At 32.5% G+C, this 19,219-nt stretch carries 16 protein-coding genes; 2 read left to right on the forward strand and 14 right to left on the reverse strand.

All coding sequences use genetic code 11. The annotated features are described in order from the left end of the window. Window positions 1-7 precede the first annotated feature (7 nt). Window positions 8-901 carry a carbohydrate ABC transporter permease gene (locus LL038_RS13810; RefSeq protein WP_216121908.1) on the reverse strand — a complete coding sequence of 298 codons (894 nt, stop codon included), beginning with the start codon at window positions 899-901 and terminating at the stop codon, window positions 8-10. A 17-nt stretch (window positions 902-918) separates the two neighbouring features. Next, entirely contained in the window at window positions 919-1,839 is a 921-nt protein-coding gene (locus LL038_RS13815) for an ABC transporter permease (protein ID WP_226135710.1), read from the reverse strand. A 201-nt stretch (window positions 1,840-2,040) separates the two neighbouring features. Here LL038_RS13815 and LL038_RS13820 point away from each other — a divergent pair, with 201 nt between their 5' ends. Next, window positions 2,041-3,573, forward strand: coding sequence for a response regulator transcription factor (locus LL038_RS13820; protein ID WP_216121911.1), 1,533 nt, complete (start codon window positions 2,041-2,043; stop codon window positions 3,571-3,573). Then, on the forward strand, window positions 3,573-5,387 hold the full coding sequence (locus tag LL038_RS13825) for a sensor histidine kinase (protein ID WP_253200232.1): 1,815 nt from the start codon (window positions 3,573-3,575) through the stop codon (window positions 5,385-5,387). The genes LL038_RS13820 and LL038_RS13825 overlap by 1 nt, the downstream gene beginning before the upstream one ends. Before the next feature lie 55 nt (window positions 5,388-5,442). Here the strand turns inward: LL038_RS13825 and LL038_RS13830 are convergent, their stop codons facing one another. The 12 genes from LL038_RS13830 to LL038_RS13885 all read right to left on the reverse strand — a co-directional run bounded on the left by LL038_RS13830 (window position 5,443) and on the right by LL038_RS13885 (window position 19,190). Next, entirely contained in the window at window positions 5,443-7,512 is a 2,070-nt protein-coding gene (locus LL038_RS13830) for a beta-galactosidase (protein WP_216121915.1), read from the reverse strand. Window positions 7,513-7,850: 338 nt separating this feature from the next. After that, window positions 7,851-9,308, reverse strand: coding sequence for an amino acid permease (locus LL038_RS13835; RefSeq protein ID WP_253199988.1), 1,458 nt, complete (start codon window positions 9,306-9,308; stop codon window positions 7,851-7,853). A gap of 76 nt (window positions 9,309-9,384) precedes the next feature. After that, the gene (locus tag LL038_RS13840) at window positions 9,385-10,173 is read right to left on the reverse strand and encodes a cobalamin B12-binding domain-containing protein (RefSeq protein ID WP_216121917.1); all 789 of its coding nucleotides are present in this window, start codon (window positions 10,171-10,173) and stop codon (window positions 9,385-9,387) included. Then, entirely contained in the window at window positions 10,173-11,729 is a 1,557-nt protein-coding gene (locus LL038_RS13845; protein WP_216121919.1) for a lysine 5,6-aminomutase subunit alpha, read from the reverse strand. Before LL038_RS13845 ends, LL038_RS13840 begins: the two co-directional genes overlap by 1 nt. Before the next feature lies 1 nt (window position 11,730). Next, the gene (locus tag LL038_RS13850; protein ID WP_216121921.1) at window positions 11,731-13,200 is read right to left on the reverse strand and encodes a MutS-related protein; all 1,470 of its coding nucleotides are present in this window, start codon (window positions 13,198-13,200) and stop codon (window positions 11,731-11,733) included. Window position 13,201: 1 nt separating this feature from the next. Further along, the gene (locus LL038_RS13855; RefSeq protein WP_253200222.1) at window positions 13,202-14,245 is read right to left on the reverse strand and encodes a hypothetical protein; all 1,044 of its coding nucleotides are present in this window, start codon (window positions 14,243-14,245) and stop codon (window positions 13,202-13,204) included. Window position 14,246: 1 nt separating this feature from the next. After that, window positions 14,247-15,500, reverse strand: coding sequence for a lysine 2,3-aminomutase (gene ablA, locus LL038_RS13860; protein WP_216121924.1), 1,254 nt, complete (start codon window positions 15,498-15,500; stop codon window positions 14,247-14,249). Window positions 15,501-15,534: 34 nt separating this feature from the next. After that, a complete protein-coding gene (locus LL038_RS13865) occupies window positions 15,535-16,572 on the reverse strand; it encodes an L-erythro-3,5-diaminohexanoate dehydrogenase (RefSeq protein WP_216121926.1) in 1,038 nt (345 codons plus the stop codon). 14 nt (window positions 16,573-16,586) lie between these two features. Then, window positions 16,587-17,246 carry a 3-oxoacid CoA-transferase subunit B gene (locus tag LL038_RS13870; protein WP_216121928.1) on the reverse strand — a complete coding sequence of 220 codons (660 nt, stop codon included), beginning with the start codon at window positions 17,244-17,246 and terminating at the stop codon, window positions 16,587-16,589. A 1-nt stretch (window position 17,247) separates the two neighbouring features. Next, window positions 17,248-17,901 (reverse strand): acetate CoA-transferase subunit alpha, encoded by a 654-nt coding sequence (gene atoD / locus LL038_RS13875; RefSeq protein WP_216121930.1) that lies wholly within the window; start codon window positions 17,899-17,901, stop codon window positions 17,248-17,250. Window positions 17,902-17,966: 65 nt separating this feature from the next. Continuing rightward, window positions 17,967-18,788: a 3-keto-5-aminohexanoate cleavage protein gene (locus LL038_RS13880; RefSeq protein ID WP_216121932.1), complete on the reverse strand. Its 822-nt coding sequence runs from the start codon at window positions 18,786-18,788 to the stop codon at window positions 17,967-17,969. A gap of 21 nt (window positions 18,789-18,809) precedes the next feature. Beyond that, complete coding sequence (locus LL038_RS13885) at window positions 18,810-19,190, reverse strand: hotdog fold domain-containing protein (RefSeq protein WP_216121934.1); 381 nt, start codon at window positions 19,188-19,190, stop codon at window positions 18,810-18,812. Window positions 19,191-19,219 lie beyond the last annotated feature (29 nt).

Raw genomic sequence — 19,219 nt, forward strand, 5'->3', positions numbered from 1 at the left:
ACGGGTATTACCCCTTAACTGCACCTATTGTAAGTCCTTGTACAAAATATTTTTGAACAAATGGATACAAGAATATTATCGGCCCTGTAACTATAACTGTAAGTGCCATCTTTAAAGACTCACTTGGCAAGTCCATTTTAACATTAACACTTCCTCCTGAAGTTGCTAATATGTTTTTGTAAGCATCAATATTATTAACTATTTTATAAAGAAAATATTGAAGACTATACATTTTGTCATTTTGAATAAATAACATTGCATTATACCAATCATTCCAATATCTTAAAGCAATAAACAAACCCACAGTAGCAAGGGCTGGTTTAGATAATGGTAATATTAGTTTAATAAATATAGTAAAATCTCCAGCGCCATCAATTTTTGCAGACTCAGATATTGCATCCGGTATGCTACTCATATAACTCTTCATTATCAATATATTAAAAACACTTAAAAGTAATGGGAGTATAAGTGCCAAATAATTATCCTTCATACCTAAATATCTAACCATTAATATATACCATGGTACAAGTCCACCTGTAAATAAAGTGGTAAAATAAAAGTAGAAAGAAAATTTATTTCTCCATTCGAAATCCTTCCTTGTAAGTACATATGCTGTCATCGCCGTTACAAGTAGCCCAACAAATGTTCCAACAATTGTTATAAATATAGTAACACCATATGCTTTAAGTACTACCATAGGTTCCTTAAAAGCGAGTGCATAGGCTGAAGTTGTAAACTCCTTTGGTATTAAGCTAAAGCCATGTTTTAATATATATGACTCAGATGTAAATGAGCCTGAAATTACAATTATTAATGGAATTATACAAAACAATGTCATAATTATTATAACAACATAAGCTATTATATTAAATACTGCTCTATCCTTTGATAATTTCTTCATATTCCTACCCCTCCATTCTAAAATAATGCATTATCCTCATCATGTTTTTTAACTGCAGTATTTACTACCATTATTGTTATGAAACAAAATACTGACTGATAAAGGCCTGCAGCGGCTGCCATACCAACTTCGTTAGTTTGAAGTAATGCCCTAACTGTAAATGTATCAATAACATCAGTGGCATTGAAAAGCGTACCATTATTTCCAATGATTTGATAGAACATATCAAAGTTTCCTCTAAATATAGTACCAACCGCAAGTAGTGTAAGTATTGTTATTGTTGGAACGAGCGACGGAAGTGTAATATATCTAATACGCTCAAATATATTTGCTCCATCTATTTCTGCTGCTTCATAAATTTCTGTATCAATACCCATTATTGCTGCTAAATAAAGTACAGTACCATATCCAAGCCCTTGCCATGCACAAAATATAATTATAATGACAACCCATGCAAGTGGTTTTGAATACATATCTATTGCTGCAACATGAAAGAATTTAAGTACAGAATTAAATGTCCCATGCTCAAAACTAAATATGTTATATGATATAACCCCCACTATAACCCAAGATATAAAATATGGTAGAAACATAAGTGATTGAGTTATCTTTTTAAAATATTTGTTTTTTATCTCTGATAAAAATATAGCCATTGCAATTTGAAGTACTGTATTAACAAATATAAATGCCAAATTATATAAAACTGTATTACGAGTTACTATAAACGCTTGCCCTGACATAAAGAAAAACTTAAAATTATCAAGACCAACCCAGGGACTTCCAAATATTCCTCCCTTAAAGTTGTAACTCTTAAATGCAACAACTATTCCCGCAATCGGAAGATAGCTAAATATAAAGAAAAAAAGTACCGCTGGTAGAAGCATTAACAATAAAGTTTTATTTTTTTTAACTTTATGTAGGAAGCTTGTATTTTCCATTATAATCATCATCCTTTCAACTTATAAACGTTTTCATTACTATGACATGAGTATATCATCTTCAAGTTTAGAATTTATTAGCAATTTTTTACGATATTAGTAAAATCATATTTATATGGAGTGATTTGATTATAACGTCATTTAACTATATACTTACTATGTAATCGTTACTTTGAAAATTTTGTTATTAGGAGGTTTAAGATGATTAAGGTATTAATAGTTGATGATGAAATTTTCACAAGAGAAGGAATAATTGCTGAAATTCCCTGGGCTAAACTAGGTCCTATTGAAATAGAGCAAGCCTATGATGGTATAAATGCTCTTGAAGTCGCAGAAAAGTTTGGACCTGATATTTTATTAACTGATGTAAAAATGCCTAGAATGAATGGAGTAGAATTGTCTTTTGAACTTAGAAAAACCTACCCTACCTGTGAGATTATATTTTTGAGTGGCTATTCGGATAAACAGTATCTAAAATCAGCTATTGAGCTTAAAGCCGTTAGTTACGTTGAAAAACCTATAGATATTGAAGAACTTCAATCCGCAATTAAAAATGCAATAACACTTAAACTAAAAGAAACAGAAAATACTTTGAATATTAAAAATGATATTGCGCTTAAACTTATTCAAAAAAATGCTGATTTTTATAATTTAGGTAAATATATAGATGTAATTCCTGAAAGTAAACTTACAGGGACTAGTTTCATTACCATTTTGATTAATATTTTAAATAAGGACAAAATTATAGAGGCGGCCGTTCTCCTTGAGCTGAAAAGAATAGTAGTTAAATCTAATTTCAATTGTATTCTATGTTATAAAGAAGATGATCTTATACTTATGCACTTATACTTTCCTACTGACATAAACCCTTTATCTATTAATACAATATTAGAAAATATATATAACCTAATATCTGAATATCTAAAGAGCTTCACAACTTTTTTTATATGCCAAGGTAAAAAAGTTATAGGAATTACAAATATACCGGTTTCCTACAATTCCGCTGTGGATGCCTTGAGTAAAGCTTTTTTTTATGATTATAATTCTGTAATCTATTATGATAAAATTAGCCTCCTTGTTTACAACTTAGATGAAAATCTTATTGAAAATTTCACGGAAAATCTATTAAATGAAGATAAACAAAACAGCATTCTTCTAATTAATAGGCTTACTTCTGAAATAAAAGGGAGTGCTTCCACTCCAATAAATTATACAAAGGATGTTTATTATAGACTTCTACATCAATTATTAAAGTTTTCATATGACAGAAACTTAATCATAAATCAAAATGATTTGGATAATAAAAGCCCTTTTGAATATCTTGCGAATTCTTACACTCTTATTGATATCAAAAGTTATATGATAGAAAAAATACATACTATTTTTGACGCTGTTGAAGAAAAAAATTCGAATATAAACCCAGTTTCATCTATCCTAAAATATATACACGATAATTACTCAGATGTAGATTTGTCCTTACAAAATATTAGTAATAAAACTTATTTATCCACCGCATACATGTGCTCAATATTTAAAGAAGAAACTGGAACAACTATAAACAGTTATATTACCAAGTTCAGAATTAATAAAGCAAAAGATCTTTTGAAAGACCCTCACATGAAAATTATTGATATAACAACTAAAGTAGGCTATGGTGATGGAAATTATTTTTCAAAAATATTCAAAAAAGAAACAGGTTTAACGCCCTCTGAATATAAGAAGAAATTTTTGTGATGAGAAAAATAAAATTTTCAAATCTAAAACTTATGCAAAAATTTCTGTTATCTTATTTCATGCTAATAATAATTCCATTAATTCTTTTATCTTCTATAACATACAAAACGGTTTCTACCATTTTAGAAACCTATATTACCTCTGCAACAAAACAAGCTTTTGAGCAAACATATTCTTTTTTATCATATAAATTATATAGAGTTAATGATGTTTCAGATATAATTTCTAATGATAATAATATTACAACAATTGATAGTAATTTAATTACTATCCTTGGTAAATCCCCTAATACATATCCTATCAATGAACAAATTAAAGATATGTTTTTTCTGCGCAAATATCTTAGTTCTTATGAGAACGATATTGATATAAGTAATTTAAAACTCTATGTAAATAACGATTTTCTTTATTCCAATGAAGACTATAATATGTTTAGCCTTAATAAGGCCAAGAATTCTAAATGGCTTACTATATTTAAGGAAAATAACACAAGAAATCTATGGTGTCCTAGTTCCTATCTTGACGATAAACCTACTAGCTCTCCTAAGGAACTTTCCCTTGTATCTGCTATAAAAAATCCAAATGACTTTTCCAAGGATATTGGGTTTCTTCGTGTAGATTTTAAAAAATCAATGGTTGACGATATTATAAAAAAGACAAATTCTGTAGATGGTAGCTTTACATATATACAAAATTCCAAAGGGGTAATTGTATCCTCTACAGATGACTCTTTAATTGCTAAATATAATCTTAACAATACTTTAGCCACCAGCCTTTCATCAAATACACAAAATTTTCAAAAGCTTACTATAAATAATAATAAATGCCTTTTGAAAAGCTCATTAATAAATAATACAGATTGGTATATGACGACAATTATACCTTATGATAGTATTCTTGTTAAAATTAAATTTATAAGAAATACCTTGATTTTGTTATTAAGTATACTTGGAACAATAGCTTTTACTCTTGCATACTACTTTTCAAATTCAATAACTAGAAGAATTACAAAACTTAATAAGGCTATGAGACAAGTTCATAAGGGCAGCCTTGAAACTTATATTAAAGATTCAAGTTCTGATGAAATCGGTGAGCTCATAGATAATTACAATTTTATGATTACTAAGATGGTAATACTTATTGATGAACAGTATAAATCTGGCAAGGAAGTTAAAAATGCAGAATTAAAAGCCCTTCAAGCACAGATAAATCCACACTTTTTGTATAATACTTTGGATATGATAAATTGGATGGCTTTCAAGGATATGAATAAAGAAATCAGTAGTGCTGTTAAGAGCCTCGCAGGTTTTTATAAGATAAGTTTAAATAAAGGTAAATCTAAAGTTTCGATTAAAGATGAATTAACACATGCCTCCCTTTATGTTGATATTCAAAATATGAGGTACTCAGACAGAATAAAGTTAACAATAGATTTACCTGAAGATATTTATCATTATAGTATTTTAAAAATAACACTACAACCCATTTTAGAAAATTCTATTTCACACGGCATTCTTGGCCGTGGTAATGTATGCGGAGAGATAATAATTAGTGGTAAATTAGAAAATAATGATATAACTCTATATGTAAAAGATGACGGTATCGGCATACCTGAGGATAAAATAGATAAAATCTTAACAGATGATATAAGCAGCAAAACCGGAAGTGGTTATGGTCTTAAGAATATCGATAAGAGGTTAAAGCTCTCTTATGGTGAAGGTTACGGCTTAACTTTTAAAAGCCAGTACGGCCATGGCACTACAGTAGAAATTAAAATTCCAGCTACCGTGCATGAAGATGGTTTTGTATTATAATTCATAAAAAAATAAAACACAGGATTCACGCGAGTCCTGTGTTTTATCTATTATTTTATATCAAAGATTTTCTCTTCATAATTTTAAAACCATATGGCGTTAAGTTAATTTCTCCTTCTATTTTATTTTCAGAAAGTATATCTTCATATAAATTTTCATCTAAAGAGACTTTTTCATTACAATTATTAAAGTTCATTAAGAATATAAAGTCATTCTCACCATCAGTTCGTAATTGCGCTGTAACTCCCTGTGGTAACTTTGTCTTAATTGTTTGTTTAATCCCAAGTCTCTTTATTAAATCACCATAGAATAACTCATTGAAATCATCTTTGTTTCTCGATGCAATGTAGTAAGCTGAGCCGTTTCCATATTTATTAACTGTAAGAGCAGGTCTCCCAGCAAAGAAGTCTGATTTATAAGTGGCTAGTACCTGTGCACCTTCAGCATGTATCAAGTCAATTAACTCTACAGTTTCATATTCACCTTTTAGCCCTAACTTATTGTTATTATCGAATATTATATTATTTACTTCACCATCATAAAGACTCTCTATCTCTTCAGACCATATTCCGAGGATCTTTCTAAGAGGTCCTGGGAAACCACCAAGGAAACATAGATCATTTTCATTTACTATGCCAGACCAATAGGTTGCTACAAACGTTCCCCCATTTTTTACAAATGCTTCAATTCTTTCTCCTACACCCGGTTTTACCATGTAAAGCATAGGTGCTACAAGCAATTTGTAACTAGAAAAATCACATTCCATATCAATTATATCAACTGGCACGCCACTTTCCCAAAATGGTTTATACTGCGCGTATACAGTGTCTTCATACTTGATTCCACAATTTCTTGGACCTTGTGAATCATTTATAGCCCACCTATTTTCCCAATCAAATATTATAGCAACTTCTGGTTGTACGCTAGTGCCTAAAATTTCATCTAATTTTTCAAGAACCGTACCCACCTGCGTAACATCTTTAAATACTCTAGTATTTTCATGACCACAATGATCAACTACTGCTCCATGAAATTTTTCACTTGATCCTCTGCTTTTTCTCCATTGAAAGTACTGCACTGTATCTGATCCGTGAGCAACAGCCTGAAGAGACGAAAGCAGATGCATCCCAGGCTTTTTAAGCTTACTAGTAGCCTGCCAATTTGTACCACTTGGAGTACTCTCCATTAACATAAATGGTTTACCACCCATTAAGCTTCTAAATATATCATGATTCATAGAAATCTTAGAAGCTAAAGAAGATTCATCTACATTTTCATGCCATTTTGGATAATTATCCCACGAAACTATGTCCAGCACCTCTGTAAACTTCCAATAATTTAATCCATCAAATAGTTCCATAAGATTCGCTACAACTGGCAACTTAGGATTTATTTCTTTTAAAGGTTTTATTTCTTGTTTGCAAAAATCAACCGTTTGGTCTGTGACGAATCTCTTCCAATCTAGGCTTAATCCATGTACACCTGCTTCCCCATGAGGAGCTGGCGACTCTATTTGAGACCAATTCGTGTAAGTATGACTCCAAAAGGTAGTCCACCAAGCATCATTCAAATTATCAAGAGATGTATATTTATTTTTAAGCCAAGTTCTAAAAGCATCCTGACATAAATCACAATGACAATCCCCACCATATTCATTAGAAATATGCCAAGCGACTATTCCAGGATGATTTGAATATCTCTCTGCCAATTTTCTATTTATTATTTGTGTCTTTTCCCTATAAACTGGAGATGTAAAACAGTGATTATGTCTTTGACCATAAAGATTTCTAACTCGATTTGCTCCTACTCTTAGAACCTGCGTATACTTAGCTGCCATCCATGCAGGGCGTGCTCCTGTTGGAGTAGCTAAAATTGTATAGATACCGTTTTCATAGAGTTTATCCAAAACATAATCAAGCCACTTAAAATTAAATACTCCTTCCTCGGGCTCTATTGTAACCCACGAAAATATGCCTATAGACATTACATTACACTTTGCAAGTTTCATAAGTCTTATATCTTCTTCAAAAATTCCAGGATATTTAAGCCATTGCTCTGGGTTATAGTCTGCTCCGTGATAAAAGTGCTTTAACTTTTCATTTATTAATGGAAATTTTTTTATCATTTTTTCACCTCATAAAATATTTTTTTTAAACGCTTACAATTCAATTAATCTGCATTCCAAGTTATAATTTAATATTTAATATTTAATAGTATTAGTAATATTATCTAATATACTAACATTATTTTAATGTACAAAGTATAGCAAAATGTTTTGAACCTAGCAAATTATTCTCTGCTTAAAAAAATATTATATTATAAATAACTAGAGTGAATAAAATTTGATAAATTGTCTATAATTTAAATACACCAACCTATTATTAAATTGGTAAATAATCAAAAAATAAAAATACTGCACTAGGATCCCCCTAAGTGCAGTATTTTTATTGCAACCTATTTAAATTATTTTTCGTCATGAATGTGATTCGTACTAAAATCGGCTTCTTTTAGATTAACAATCTTAGTTTTATTCTTTACCTTATATACTAACCATAAAAGTAAGAATAAAGGTAGTCCAATATAAGAAGCAATAATATTTTTCCAATCAATTGAATCCGCTGTGAAATAAGTTACTCCTTGCCCTAATATAACAATTATACATAATACTAGTGCAAGAATTGGCCCAAAGGGAAATAATTTTGCCTTATATTTTAATTTAGCCAGATCTTTTCCTTGAGCTACAAATGCTTTACGAAAACGATAGTGACATATTGCAATTCCTACCCATGCTATAAATCCAGCTAAGCCCGAAGCTGCAACTAACCACATATACACTGTTTCTTGTGCATATAAACCTACTAAGAAAGATGCCGAGGCCACTAATGTAGTAATTACTAATGCATTTACAGGAACCCCTCTCGAATTTACTTTACAAAGAGACTTTGGTGCCCTTCCTTCTTTCGCCATTGCATATAACATACGGCTAGCCGCGTACATTCCAGAGTTACCACATGAAAGAACCGATGTTAAAACTACAGCATTCATAATACTTGCAGCTCCTGCAATACCTGCCCTTTCAAAAATAACGGTGAAAGAACTTGTGGTCACGCCAGCTTGAGTAAACGGTATCAATGCGCTGATAATAAATATAGCTCCTAAATAGAATATAATAATTCTCCAAAATACGCTTTTAATTGCTTTAGGTACATTTTTCTCTGGATCTTCACTTTCTCCAGCAGCTATACCAACGAGTTCTGTTCCCTGAAAAGAGAATCCAGCAATTAAAAAAACCATTAATATTCCTTTAAAACCAAATGGGAATGGTCCTTTAGCACCACTTTTAGGATCTAAAAATGTAAAATTTGAAAGTCCAATATGATGGTCACCAATTATTCCAAAGATCATTGCAACACCTACTGCTAGAAACACTAGAACTGCTACAACTTTAATACTTGCAAACCAAAATTCTGACTCTCCATAAGCCTTAGCAGAAAGCATATTTAAACCAAATAGTAATACTAGAAAACCAACACTCCAAACAAGTGCGGGTACACCTGGAAACCAATATTTCATAATCATAGCTCCTGCAACCATTTCAACTGCAACAGTAATTGCCCAGTTGTACCAATAGTTCCAACCTAGCGCAAACCCAAATGCTGGATCAACAAATCTTGATGCATATGTTTCAAATGAACCAGTAACTGGCATGAATGTGGCCATTTCACCTAAACTTGTCATTAAGAAATATACCATTACACCTATAAGTGTATATGCGACTAATGCTCCTCCGGGACCTGCTTGTTGAACTGTACCGCCTGAGGCTAAAAATAGACCTGTTCCTATTGCTCCACCAATGGCAATCATTTGAAGATGACGCGGCTTTAATCCTCTTTTCAATTCATCTGTTTTTACTTCACCCATTGTAAATACCCCCTTATTTAATAGCTACTTAACCTTAAAAAAGTAGTAAGAAGATGCTTAAAATTTTATATTCATACTAAACTAAACCTCTCTCGACCATTTCTGTGATAGCAAAACTTGCTACGTCATCAGCGAATTTACCTGGTCCAAAACCTGCATCGTACCCAAGTTCTTTTGCAAGTTCGTGAGTTATTCTTGGGCCCCCACAAATTAACACAACTTTATCTCTAATCCCTTCTGCTTCTAATAGTTCCACTAAATTAGTAAGGTTTTGTATGTGTATATCCTTTTGGGTTACTGTTTGAGAAACCAGAAGAACATCTGCTTTAAGCTCTATAGCTTTTTTAATAAATTCTTCATTTTCTACTTGGCTTCCTAAATTATAAGCTTCTATCATCGGAAACCTTTCAAGACCATAATGTCCTGCAAATCCCTTCATATTCATTATGGCATCGATTCCAACGGTATGAGCGTCTGTTCCTGTACTAGCTCCAATTATTACAACTTCACGTTTAATATTTTCTTTTATATATTCTCCAATTTGTTTCATATCCATTATTTCTACTTCTACTGTTTGAACATGTACATCTTCATAGTTTACAGTATGCATTAATGAACCATAAATAACATAAAAAGAAAATTCTTTATCTAAAGCTTCATGGTGAGCACAGTTTGTATCAACAAGACCCATAGATTTTGAAAGTTGAATTGCAGCCTCCACTCCTCTTTCATTATCTTCTACAGGAAGAGTAAAACTCACTTGAACTTTACCATCATTCATAGTATCTCCATAAGGTTTAAGTTTTGTTAGGTCTAAGTTTTTATTGAATTCTTTAACCTCTAATGAATATTGTCCTCCACTCATTACTTCTCCCCCCTTAACATTAAATCTACAAATGGATTAAAGTAAGCTTTTTCTTTTTCTACAACTCCTGCAAGTCCCTTTCCACCATTTAGTGGCCTCTTAATTCCGGCAAATTTTCCTTGTTGCAATGTGCTAAATAACCCTTCTTTTTCAATCTCTCCAATTAGATCTGCTGCTTTATTTAATACCTCATCCACTCTTGTTTCCATTATGCCTCCTTTTTTAAAGGTAATTTCTGATCCTAAATCCTTCATAGTCCTAAATATATATTGAGCATTGTCTATTGATAACGCTCTATCTGACATAAATGGAGTATGGATTGCTTCTGTCAGCATTCCAAGAAGATGTAGTTTTTGTCCTGTCATAATAGTAACCATGTTGAATAATGCATCTTGCACTTGTCCTTTGAATATATTCCCAGTCATGAACTTAGTTGGTGGCATATATTTAAGTGGTGCTCTCGGGAAGATTTCTCTTGCCATTTGTGCTTGTGCTAGTTCGTATACAAATCCATTTTCAACATCTGGACTTATCTCAAATGCATGCCCGAGTCCCATTTGTTCTTCTGGTATTCCAGCAACTAATGCAAATTGTTCATTTATAAATTGTGATGCAAGCACTGTATGAGCCTCTTCTACTGCATCTGATGTAGTTAAATAATTATCTTCCCCAGTGTTTATGATAACTCCAGCATATCCATTAATTATTCTTGAAAAATACTGATCAACTATCGTTCTTTGCATATTAATATCTCTAAAAAGAATTCCATATAGTGCGTCATTTAGCATTACGTCTAACCTTTCTATTGCTCCCATCGCAGCTATTTCAGGCATACATAATCCAGAACAATAATTGCAAATCCTAATATATCTCCCTAATTCTTCTCCCACCTCATCAAGTGCAGTTCTCATAAGTCTGAAGTTCTCTTGAGTTGCAAGTGTTCCTCCGAAACCTTCTGTTGTAGCTCCATATGGAACATAGTCAAGTAAACTTTGCCCTGTACTTCTTATTACTGCTATTATATCTGCACCTTGTTTTGCCGCTGCTCTTGCCTGGATTATATCTTCATAAATATTACCTGTAGCAACTATTACATAAAGATAGGGACCACTTTTATCGCCAAATCTTTCAAGATATGATTCCCTCTTATCTCTGTTTTGTTTGATTTTGAAAGTCATTGCTTCAGCCACTTTACCAACAGCCATTTTTATCTCAAATTCTTCGTGCATAGGTATTTTATTTAAATCTATTTCACCTTTTGATACTTTTACTGCTATTTCTTGTGGTGAAAGGCCAGTTTCAACCATAGCATTTCCGATAAACATTGCGGCACCAAGTGCTAATCCATTACCATCTTTAATATTATCTACTACAATATTTGGAATTGGCACGAACGCTTCATCTACACCATCAATACCTAAAAGTCTACATACTGTTCTTTCTACTGTTACTGTAGTATGCATGTCAATAAATTCTTGAGTATCTTTTGCTATGTTTTTAGCTGATTGTCTAGCTTTTTCAACGAGATCCCAATTTAAATTCAATTTGCTTTCCATTTTACTCCTCCTCTTTATAGAAACTTTCCGCTATACCTACTATCTCTTCATCAAGGCCTAGTAATATTGCTATATTAAGCGCATCTTTTGGTACTTTATTTTCTTTTGAGACTTTTTCTAGTTTATACTCCATATGTTCTTGTATTATTTCAACAGAATGAGTTTTATTTAGATTTATCTCATTTTTCAGGGCATTTAAATCTACATTTTTGAGCCCAGTTACTTGATAATGCACCATGTTATCTTTCACCACTCCGTCATAGTGAGTTGAGATTAAGCTTATTGACTCAAATTTATTCAAGTATTTTGAAAGAGCTCTCACAAGATAATAACCTTCTTTGGGATTAGTACCTCTTGCAAACTCATCTAAAGCTATAAATCCATTTCCCCTTGCTGCACACTCTACCACTTCTTTTAGCTTTATTATTTCTGCTCCAAATGTACTTAACCCTTTGGAAATGGATTGCATATCATCGGATACAAAATGAATAAAATTAAGGACTGGGAATTTTGATTTTTTAGCGAATACGAAAAAGCCCATTTGCCCAAGAAGCAAATTCAAAACAATAGTCTTTAGGGTCACACTTTTCCCACCCATATTAGCCCCTGTTATAATAGTTGTACCTCTAGACAGACTTATACTAACGGGGGTAAATGCCTTCTTACTTTTTTCTAATATCTCTTTGACCTCAGGATTAAACGCTTCAATAAATTCAATCTCCATCTTCTCACAAATTTTCGGACGAGAAGCATTATAAGATAATGCTAAATTTGCTTTAGCAATTAAAAAATCTAATCTTCCTATTGCTCTTATATTTTGCTTTATAATTTCTGTTTTTTTAGAAATTTGAAGAGTTAACTCTTTTCTAATCCTTAACTCTTCCTCTTCTTCTTCTATAACTAAATCTAATCTTTGTTTTCTTAATTCACTTATTTCCTCTTCAGTTATCGCCATAAAAATTTCTTTTTCCTTTTGTCTTTTCTTCTTGCGAGTATACTTCAAAGTTTCAGAATACTCATCATAAACATAAAAAGTAGATATTCCATTTTTTTGTGGATCTAGAAGGTAAATAATTTCATCTAGAGAATTCAAATGAATCTCATCAATATTAAGATGTAATTTATCCAGTATATTTTTTAATTCTGTTACTAATATTGAAAAATATTTAATTTCATACAATTCAACTTCATCTAATGATTCAGCTTCATTACATCTTTTAATAGAATTTCTAATATCTTTCATAATGCAAAATATTCTACCTATTTTGTTATACTCATAGGTATTAGTTTTTATGGATTTAATTATATTTTCTAGGTTGTTTAATTCATTTGTTAATTTATTTGTTTCGCAGGTTTTAAATGGCCTAATATTTTTGCTCTCGCAAAGTCCATAAGAAGTGATTATCCCCAGCTTATCCATAACGAAGGAAAAGCCAATTTGATCTCTCTGCTGCTTATCTAAAAACTTCATTTTACTCCCCTCCAACTACATCAAATACAGGTATATTTAATTTATTGCGAAGTTCATATAAAAACTTGTTTCTATCAAATTCATACCCATAAGGTGATTTTGGATTGGATGTAACACATACTATATGGATGGATTTTATTGTTTTTATGATTCCACCTCTATTTTTAAATTTATAAAGAGTCTCCCTAGTTAAAAACAACTTTGTTCCGTCTTCAACTAGGAAAGTTACTCCCTTATAGAGGTTCGTGGATGTCATAATTTCTGCTAATAGTTTGTCTGTTACTACACCTTTGATAACAACATGCGTTGTATTTTTGTCTAATAGCTGTACAATCTCTTTAGATGCTCCGATTGATGTAATAACATCTAACATCCTTATAGAATTATCTATGTCAATAATACCTATTTTACCTTTGCATAAAATTTCCTTCGCACTCTTTAATACTTCCATATCTTTTTCACTCTCTAATGATAGTAAATTCACTGTATGACAGGTTGCATCTATTACCTTTACCATACTTTTTGACATTGCTGCTCCAGTTGATAAAATTGTAGCATTAGTAATTGATGGTGCTGCAAAAGTTTTTCTACTAAAAGCACCATCAACAATTACAAGTTTACTTCCAAAGCTTTTAAGTTCATTACATATTAAAGTCATATAAGAATTTATAGAAGTACCACCTAAGTCCACATATCCATCACTTATTGCTCTGCATATAATTATTTCTCCCATAGGAGTATTAAACCCAGTTGTTTTTAAAATCTCGCGAGTTATATCACTATTTAATAAACATTGTTTTGCAGTCGCAATTATACTTCCTTTTTCTATATAAATTTTAGGTTTTTCGGTGCCAGTTACTCTATCTGTTTTTTCGCCGTCACGTCCTATAGATGTAAGCCCAAGGGGTATTTTCCCTCTAGCTTCTCTTAAAATATGATTTAGCGTAGTTGTTTTCCCTACATTTTTATCCATCCCTATTATAGAAATGCTTTCATAACCGCGAATCATATTGAAAATGCTGCTTATATTTTTTATATCTTCCATTTTACTCGTGGTGTCCTCTTAAATTTCTCTCAAGTCCAACTGGTTCCATTGACATTTGTTGATTATTTAATAATCCAGCTACTCCCACTTTGTGAACCTTTTTGACCCCTTCGCATACTTCACAATGGCAACCTGAAGTATAGCTAGTTGGTTGTTCATAAGTAGTTATAACACCCTCAAAGTTTCTGAGTACTACTTTTTCAGGACTTTGAGATATAACATAGTTCGGCATTACCGGAGTTTTTCCACCACCGCCTGGAGCATCAACAACAAATGTTGGCACACAGAATCCTGAAGTATGCCCTCTTAAAGCTTCAATAATTTCTATTCCTTTAGATACTGGCGTTCTAAAGTGCTCAAGTCCCATTGAAAGGTCGCATTGATAAATGTAATATGGACGAACCCTAATTTTAACAAGCTCATGAACTAAATCCATCATTACATGTGTACAGTCGTTAACTCCTCTTAAAAGAACTGATTGATTTCCAAGAGGTATCCCTGCATCTGCAAGTCTCGCACAAGCAAGTTTTGCTTCCTGCGTAATTTCATTTGGATGATTAAAATGAGTATTTAACCAAATTGGGTGATATTTCTTTAACATATTAACTAATTTTGGCGTAATTCTTTGTGGAAGAACCACAGGTACTCTTGAACCCAATCTTATTATTTCAACATGGGGTATATCTCTTAATCTTTCGATTATATATTCTAATTTGTCATCATCAACAAGTAGGCAATCTCCACCTGATAATAATACGTCTCTAACTTGCACCGTATTTCTGATATATTCGATTGCTTTATCTATTCTTGACATTGGCAAATCACTATCACTATGCCCTGCGAATCTTCTTCTTGTACAGTGCCTGCAATACATGGAACACTGATCAGTTATTAATAGTAATACTCTATCTGGGTACCTATGAGTAAGCCCCGGTACTGGAGAATCCGTATCTTCATGTAGTGGGTCAAGTAAATCAGCGTGGGCCTTGTGTAATTCAAGTGCTGTTGGTATAGCCTGTTTTCTTATTGGATCATTTGGATCATTTATATCTATTAAAGAAAGATAGTAAGGAGTTATTGCCATTCTTAATGTTTGTAAACATTGCCTTGCTCCCTCCTCCTCATCTTCTGTTAGTGGTATATATTTTTTAAGTTCATCCACAGTCTCAATTCTATTTTCAACTTGCCATTTCCAATCATTCCACTGCTGATCTGTCACATCTTTAAATAGTTCGACTCTTCTATTAACCCTCATGTCAGCCCTCCATCGTATAATAATTTATCTATAATTAAACATATAATTCCTCGAATATTTCTCTTAATGTCTCATTTTCTCTTAACTCTTCAAGCGTTATTTCAGCATGTCCTTTAGTGTATCCATTTCCTACAATCATGGTAATATCTTTACCTACTCCTTCAGCTCCAAGTGCTGCTTTTGTAAAGCTTGTAGACATAGAGAAGAAGTAAACTACTCCGCCATCTTTTACAGGCAGTATTGTTGACATTTCAGTATTGGTAACGTTTACCATATTAATTGCAACATCCACTTCACACCCATTGTTGCACTCCAAAGTAGCATTCATTACATCAATAGCAGCTCTAGCGTCACAAATAACTATTTTCATTTTTAAGCCAAGTCTTTTCAATCTCGTTTTTTCTTCCTCGTTTCTTACAAGTCCAATAACATTTCCTGTTGGTCCTACCCTCTTAACCGCTTCGTAAGAGCAAAGCATTCCCGATTTTCCTGCTGCACCTAATAAAAGAACTGATTGACCTGGTTTAACAAGTTTAGCAACTTGAGCTGCTGCCCCTGCAACGTCTAATGCTGCTAATGCTAAATTTTCATCCATATCTTTTGGAAGTTTTGCATATAATCCACTTTCAAACAAAATAGCTTTTCCTTTTATCACAACTCTATCTATGTCCGGTTTAATATCTATAATTTCATCTATTTTTAAAGGAGTTAATGATAATGAAACTAATGTAGATATTTTGTCTCCAACTTTAAGATCTATTTTTCCATCTAATGCTTCACCTATTTTTTCAACTGTTCCAATAAGCATTCCACCTGATCCGGTTACTGGATTTTGCATTTTTCCTCTTTCTGCAACAATCTCAATGATTTTAGCTTTTATTTTTTCGATGTCATGTCCAGCTTCTTCATCTATTTGGGTAAAGCTAGCTGAATCTATATTTAAAGCATGCACATCAATTAAAATTTCATTATCGAATATATTCATATCATTTGAGATTTTTGCTGCTGGCTGTGGCATAACACCTATTGGCTGTATTACCCTGTGTGTTCCGTATTTGCATCCTTTTTTCATCATGAGACCCCCTCTTATATATCCATTATTTTCAGATTTTCTGATATTATTAGTTCAGCATGAGTAAGTGATTTAACTTCTTCAACTGTTGTATCTTTATGAATTTCAATAAGTACAAGACCTTTATCCGTGACTTCCATTACTCCAAGCTCTGTAACTATAAGGTTAACTTGTGCTTTTGCTGTTAACGGTAATGTACACATCTTTAGTATTTTAGGAATTCCTTTAGCTGTATGTTGCATTGCAATAATAACCTTTTTAGCTCCTACTACTAAATCCATAGCTCCACCCATACCAGGAACCATTTTACCTGGTACAATCCAGTTAGCTAAGTTACCCTCTTGATCTACTTCTAATGCTCCAAGGACAGTTATATCAACGTGTCCACCTCTTATTAAAGTAAAAGACATTGCAGTATCAAAGAATGCTCCACCAGGAAGTATTGAAGTAAATTGACCTCCTGCATTAATTACATCGTTGTTGTCTTCTACTGGGGCCGTTCCCATTCCAATCATTCCATTTTCCGATTGGAGAGTAACATGTACACCTTCAGGAATATAATTTGTAACTAATGTTGGAAGCCCTATACCCAAATTAACAAGTTGGCCATTTCTAAATTCTTTTGCAATTCTTTTTGCAATAATTTGTTTTGCAAGTTTACTATCTATAACCATATTAGTTATCCTCCCTAATAATATAATCAACCAATACGCATGGAGTAACAATATTATTTGGATCAAGATCCCCAACTTTAACAATGTTTTTAGCTTCAATTATCACAATTTCTGCAGCAGTAGCTATAATTGGATTAAAGTTTTTTGTTGTTCCATAATAAATTGCATTACCAATTTCATCTACCACACTTGCATAAACAAGTGCTAAATCTGCTTTAATTGGAGTCTCTAACAAATATTTTTTTCCTTCTATTATAAGTTTTTGTTTTCCTTCTTCTATCATAGTACCAACTCCAGTTGGCGTAAGAACTCCACCAAGTCCAGCTCCAGCCGCTCTTATTCTTTCAATTAGTGTTCCTTGTGGCACAAGTTCTACTTCTATTTTCCCCTCTGTCATAAGTCTTCCTGTTTCTGCATTTGTTCCTATATGAGAAGCTACAAGTCTTTTAACTTGACCATTTACTATAAGTTTTCCTATACCTCTATCTACATAACTTGTATCATTTGCAATTATAGTTAAATCTTTAATATTTGTTTCTACTAATAAATCTATAATCTTTTCTGGTGTTCCACAGGCTAGAAACCCACCTATCATTATTGACATTCCGTCTTTAAGTAGTGGTCTAATTTGTTCTAACTCTACAACTTTATTCACTTATTTCGCCTCCTTCTATTCATTTTTTGGATATACACCCTTTATCACTTAACACCTATCTTCATTTAAGGCAATAAACCTAATATTTTTCTTGCTTCATGCGGAGTTGCAATTTCTCTACTAAGATCCTTCGCAATTCTAACTACTCTTTCTACTAATTCTGCATTTGATTTAGCTGGGACACCCTTTTCAATATATACATTATCTTCAAATCCAACTCTTACATGCCCACCCATAATAATAGCCATAGCTACCATTTGAAACTCATATCTCCCAATTCCTGATACTGTGAAAGTACTTCCCGCTGGTATACTTTCTTGCATAAATAATAGATCTCTTGGTGATGCATTAATCCCACCATTTACACCCATAACAAAATTAAAATGCATTGGTGTTTTAATAAAACCTTTCTTTTGAAGTCTTATAGCCATGTCTATCATTCCCTTATCAAAAACTTCAATTTCCGGTTTTACGCCAGATTCAATCATCCTTTCTCCAAATTCTTTAATTGTATTTTCAGTATTTACAAATATGTCATCTCCACCAAAATTACAAGTTCCTGCATCTAAAGTTGCCATTTCTGGTCTAAGATTTATAGGTTGTAATCTTTCTGCGTTACTCATCCCTACTGCTCCACCAGTTGACGGTTGAATGATTACATCTGGGCACCTTTCTTTTATAGCTTTCATGCATGCATCGAATCTTATTAAGTCTTGAGTAGGTGTTCCATCATCTTTCCTTACATGTAAATGAATAATGCTAGCTCCTGCTTTATATGCTTTTTCAGCTTCTATTGCTATTTCAAGAACAGTATAAGGCACATTTAGATTATGTTCTTTTGTAACTTCAGCTCCGCATATAGCTGCAGTAATTATTAATTTTTCCATCTGTTACCTCCTTGTTGTTCTCTATTTTCTTTGTTTATCTTTTAGAACTACACAAGTCCCACTTGCCTTACAAACAACTATTGGTTTATCTAATACGTCACAAGCTGAATCATTTATATCTGGTCTTGGCACTATAATCTTCCTTGCCTCAAAAATCATTTTTCTTGAAGAATTCCCTACACTCACTATTTCTCCAACCGCCTCTATATAATCTCCTGCATAAACTGGTGCTAAGAACTCTACAGCATCATAGGCTTTGAATAATCCTTCATCACCATCATTTAGAATTAAAAGTTCTGTAGCCACATCACCAAATAATTGAAGCATTCTTGCTCCATCCACTAAATTCCCACCATAATGTGCATCATGAGCACTCATTCTTAATCTAATTAAAGATTTCATTTTATCCTCCCTTTTAATCATAGTTGTCT

This window comes from Clostridium estertheticum (genome assembly GCF_026650985.1).
GTDB lineage: Bacteria > Bacillota > Clostridia > Clostridiales > Clostridiaceae > Clostridium_AD > Clostridium_AD estertheticum_C.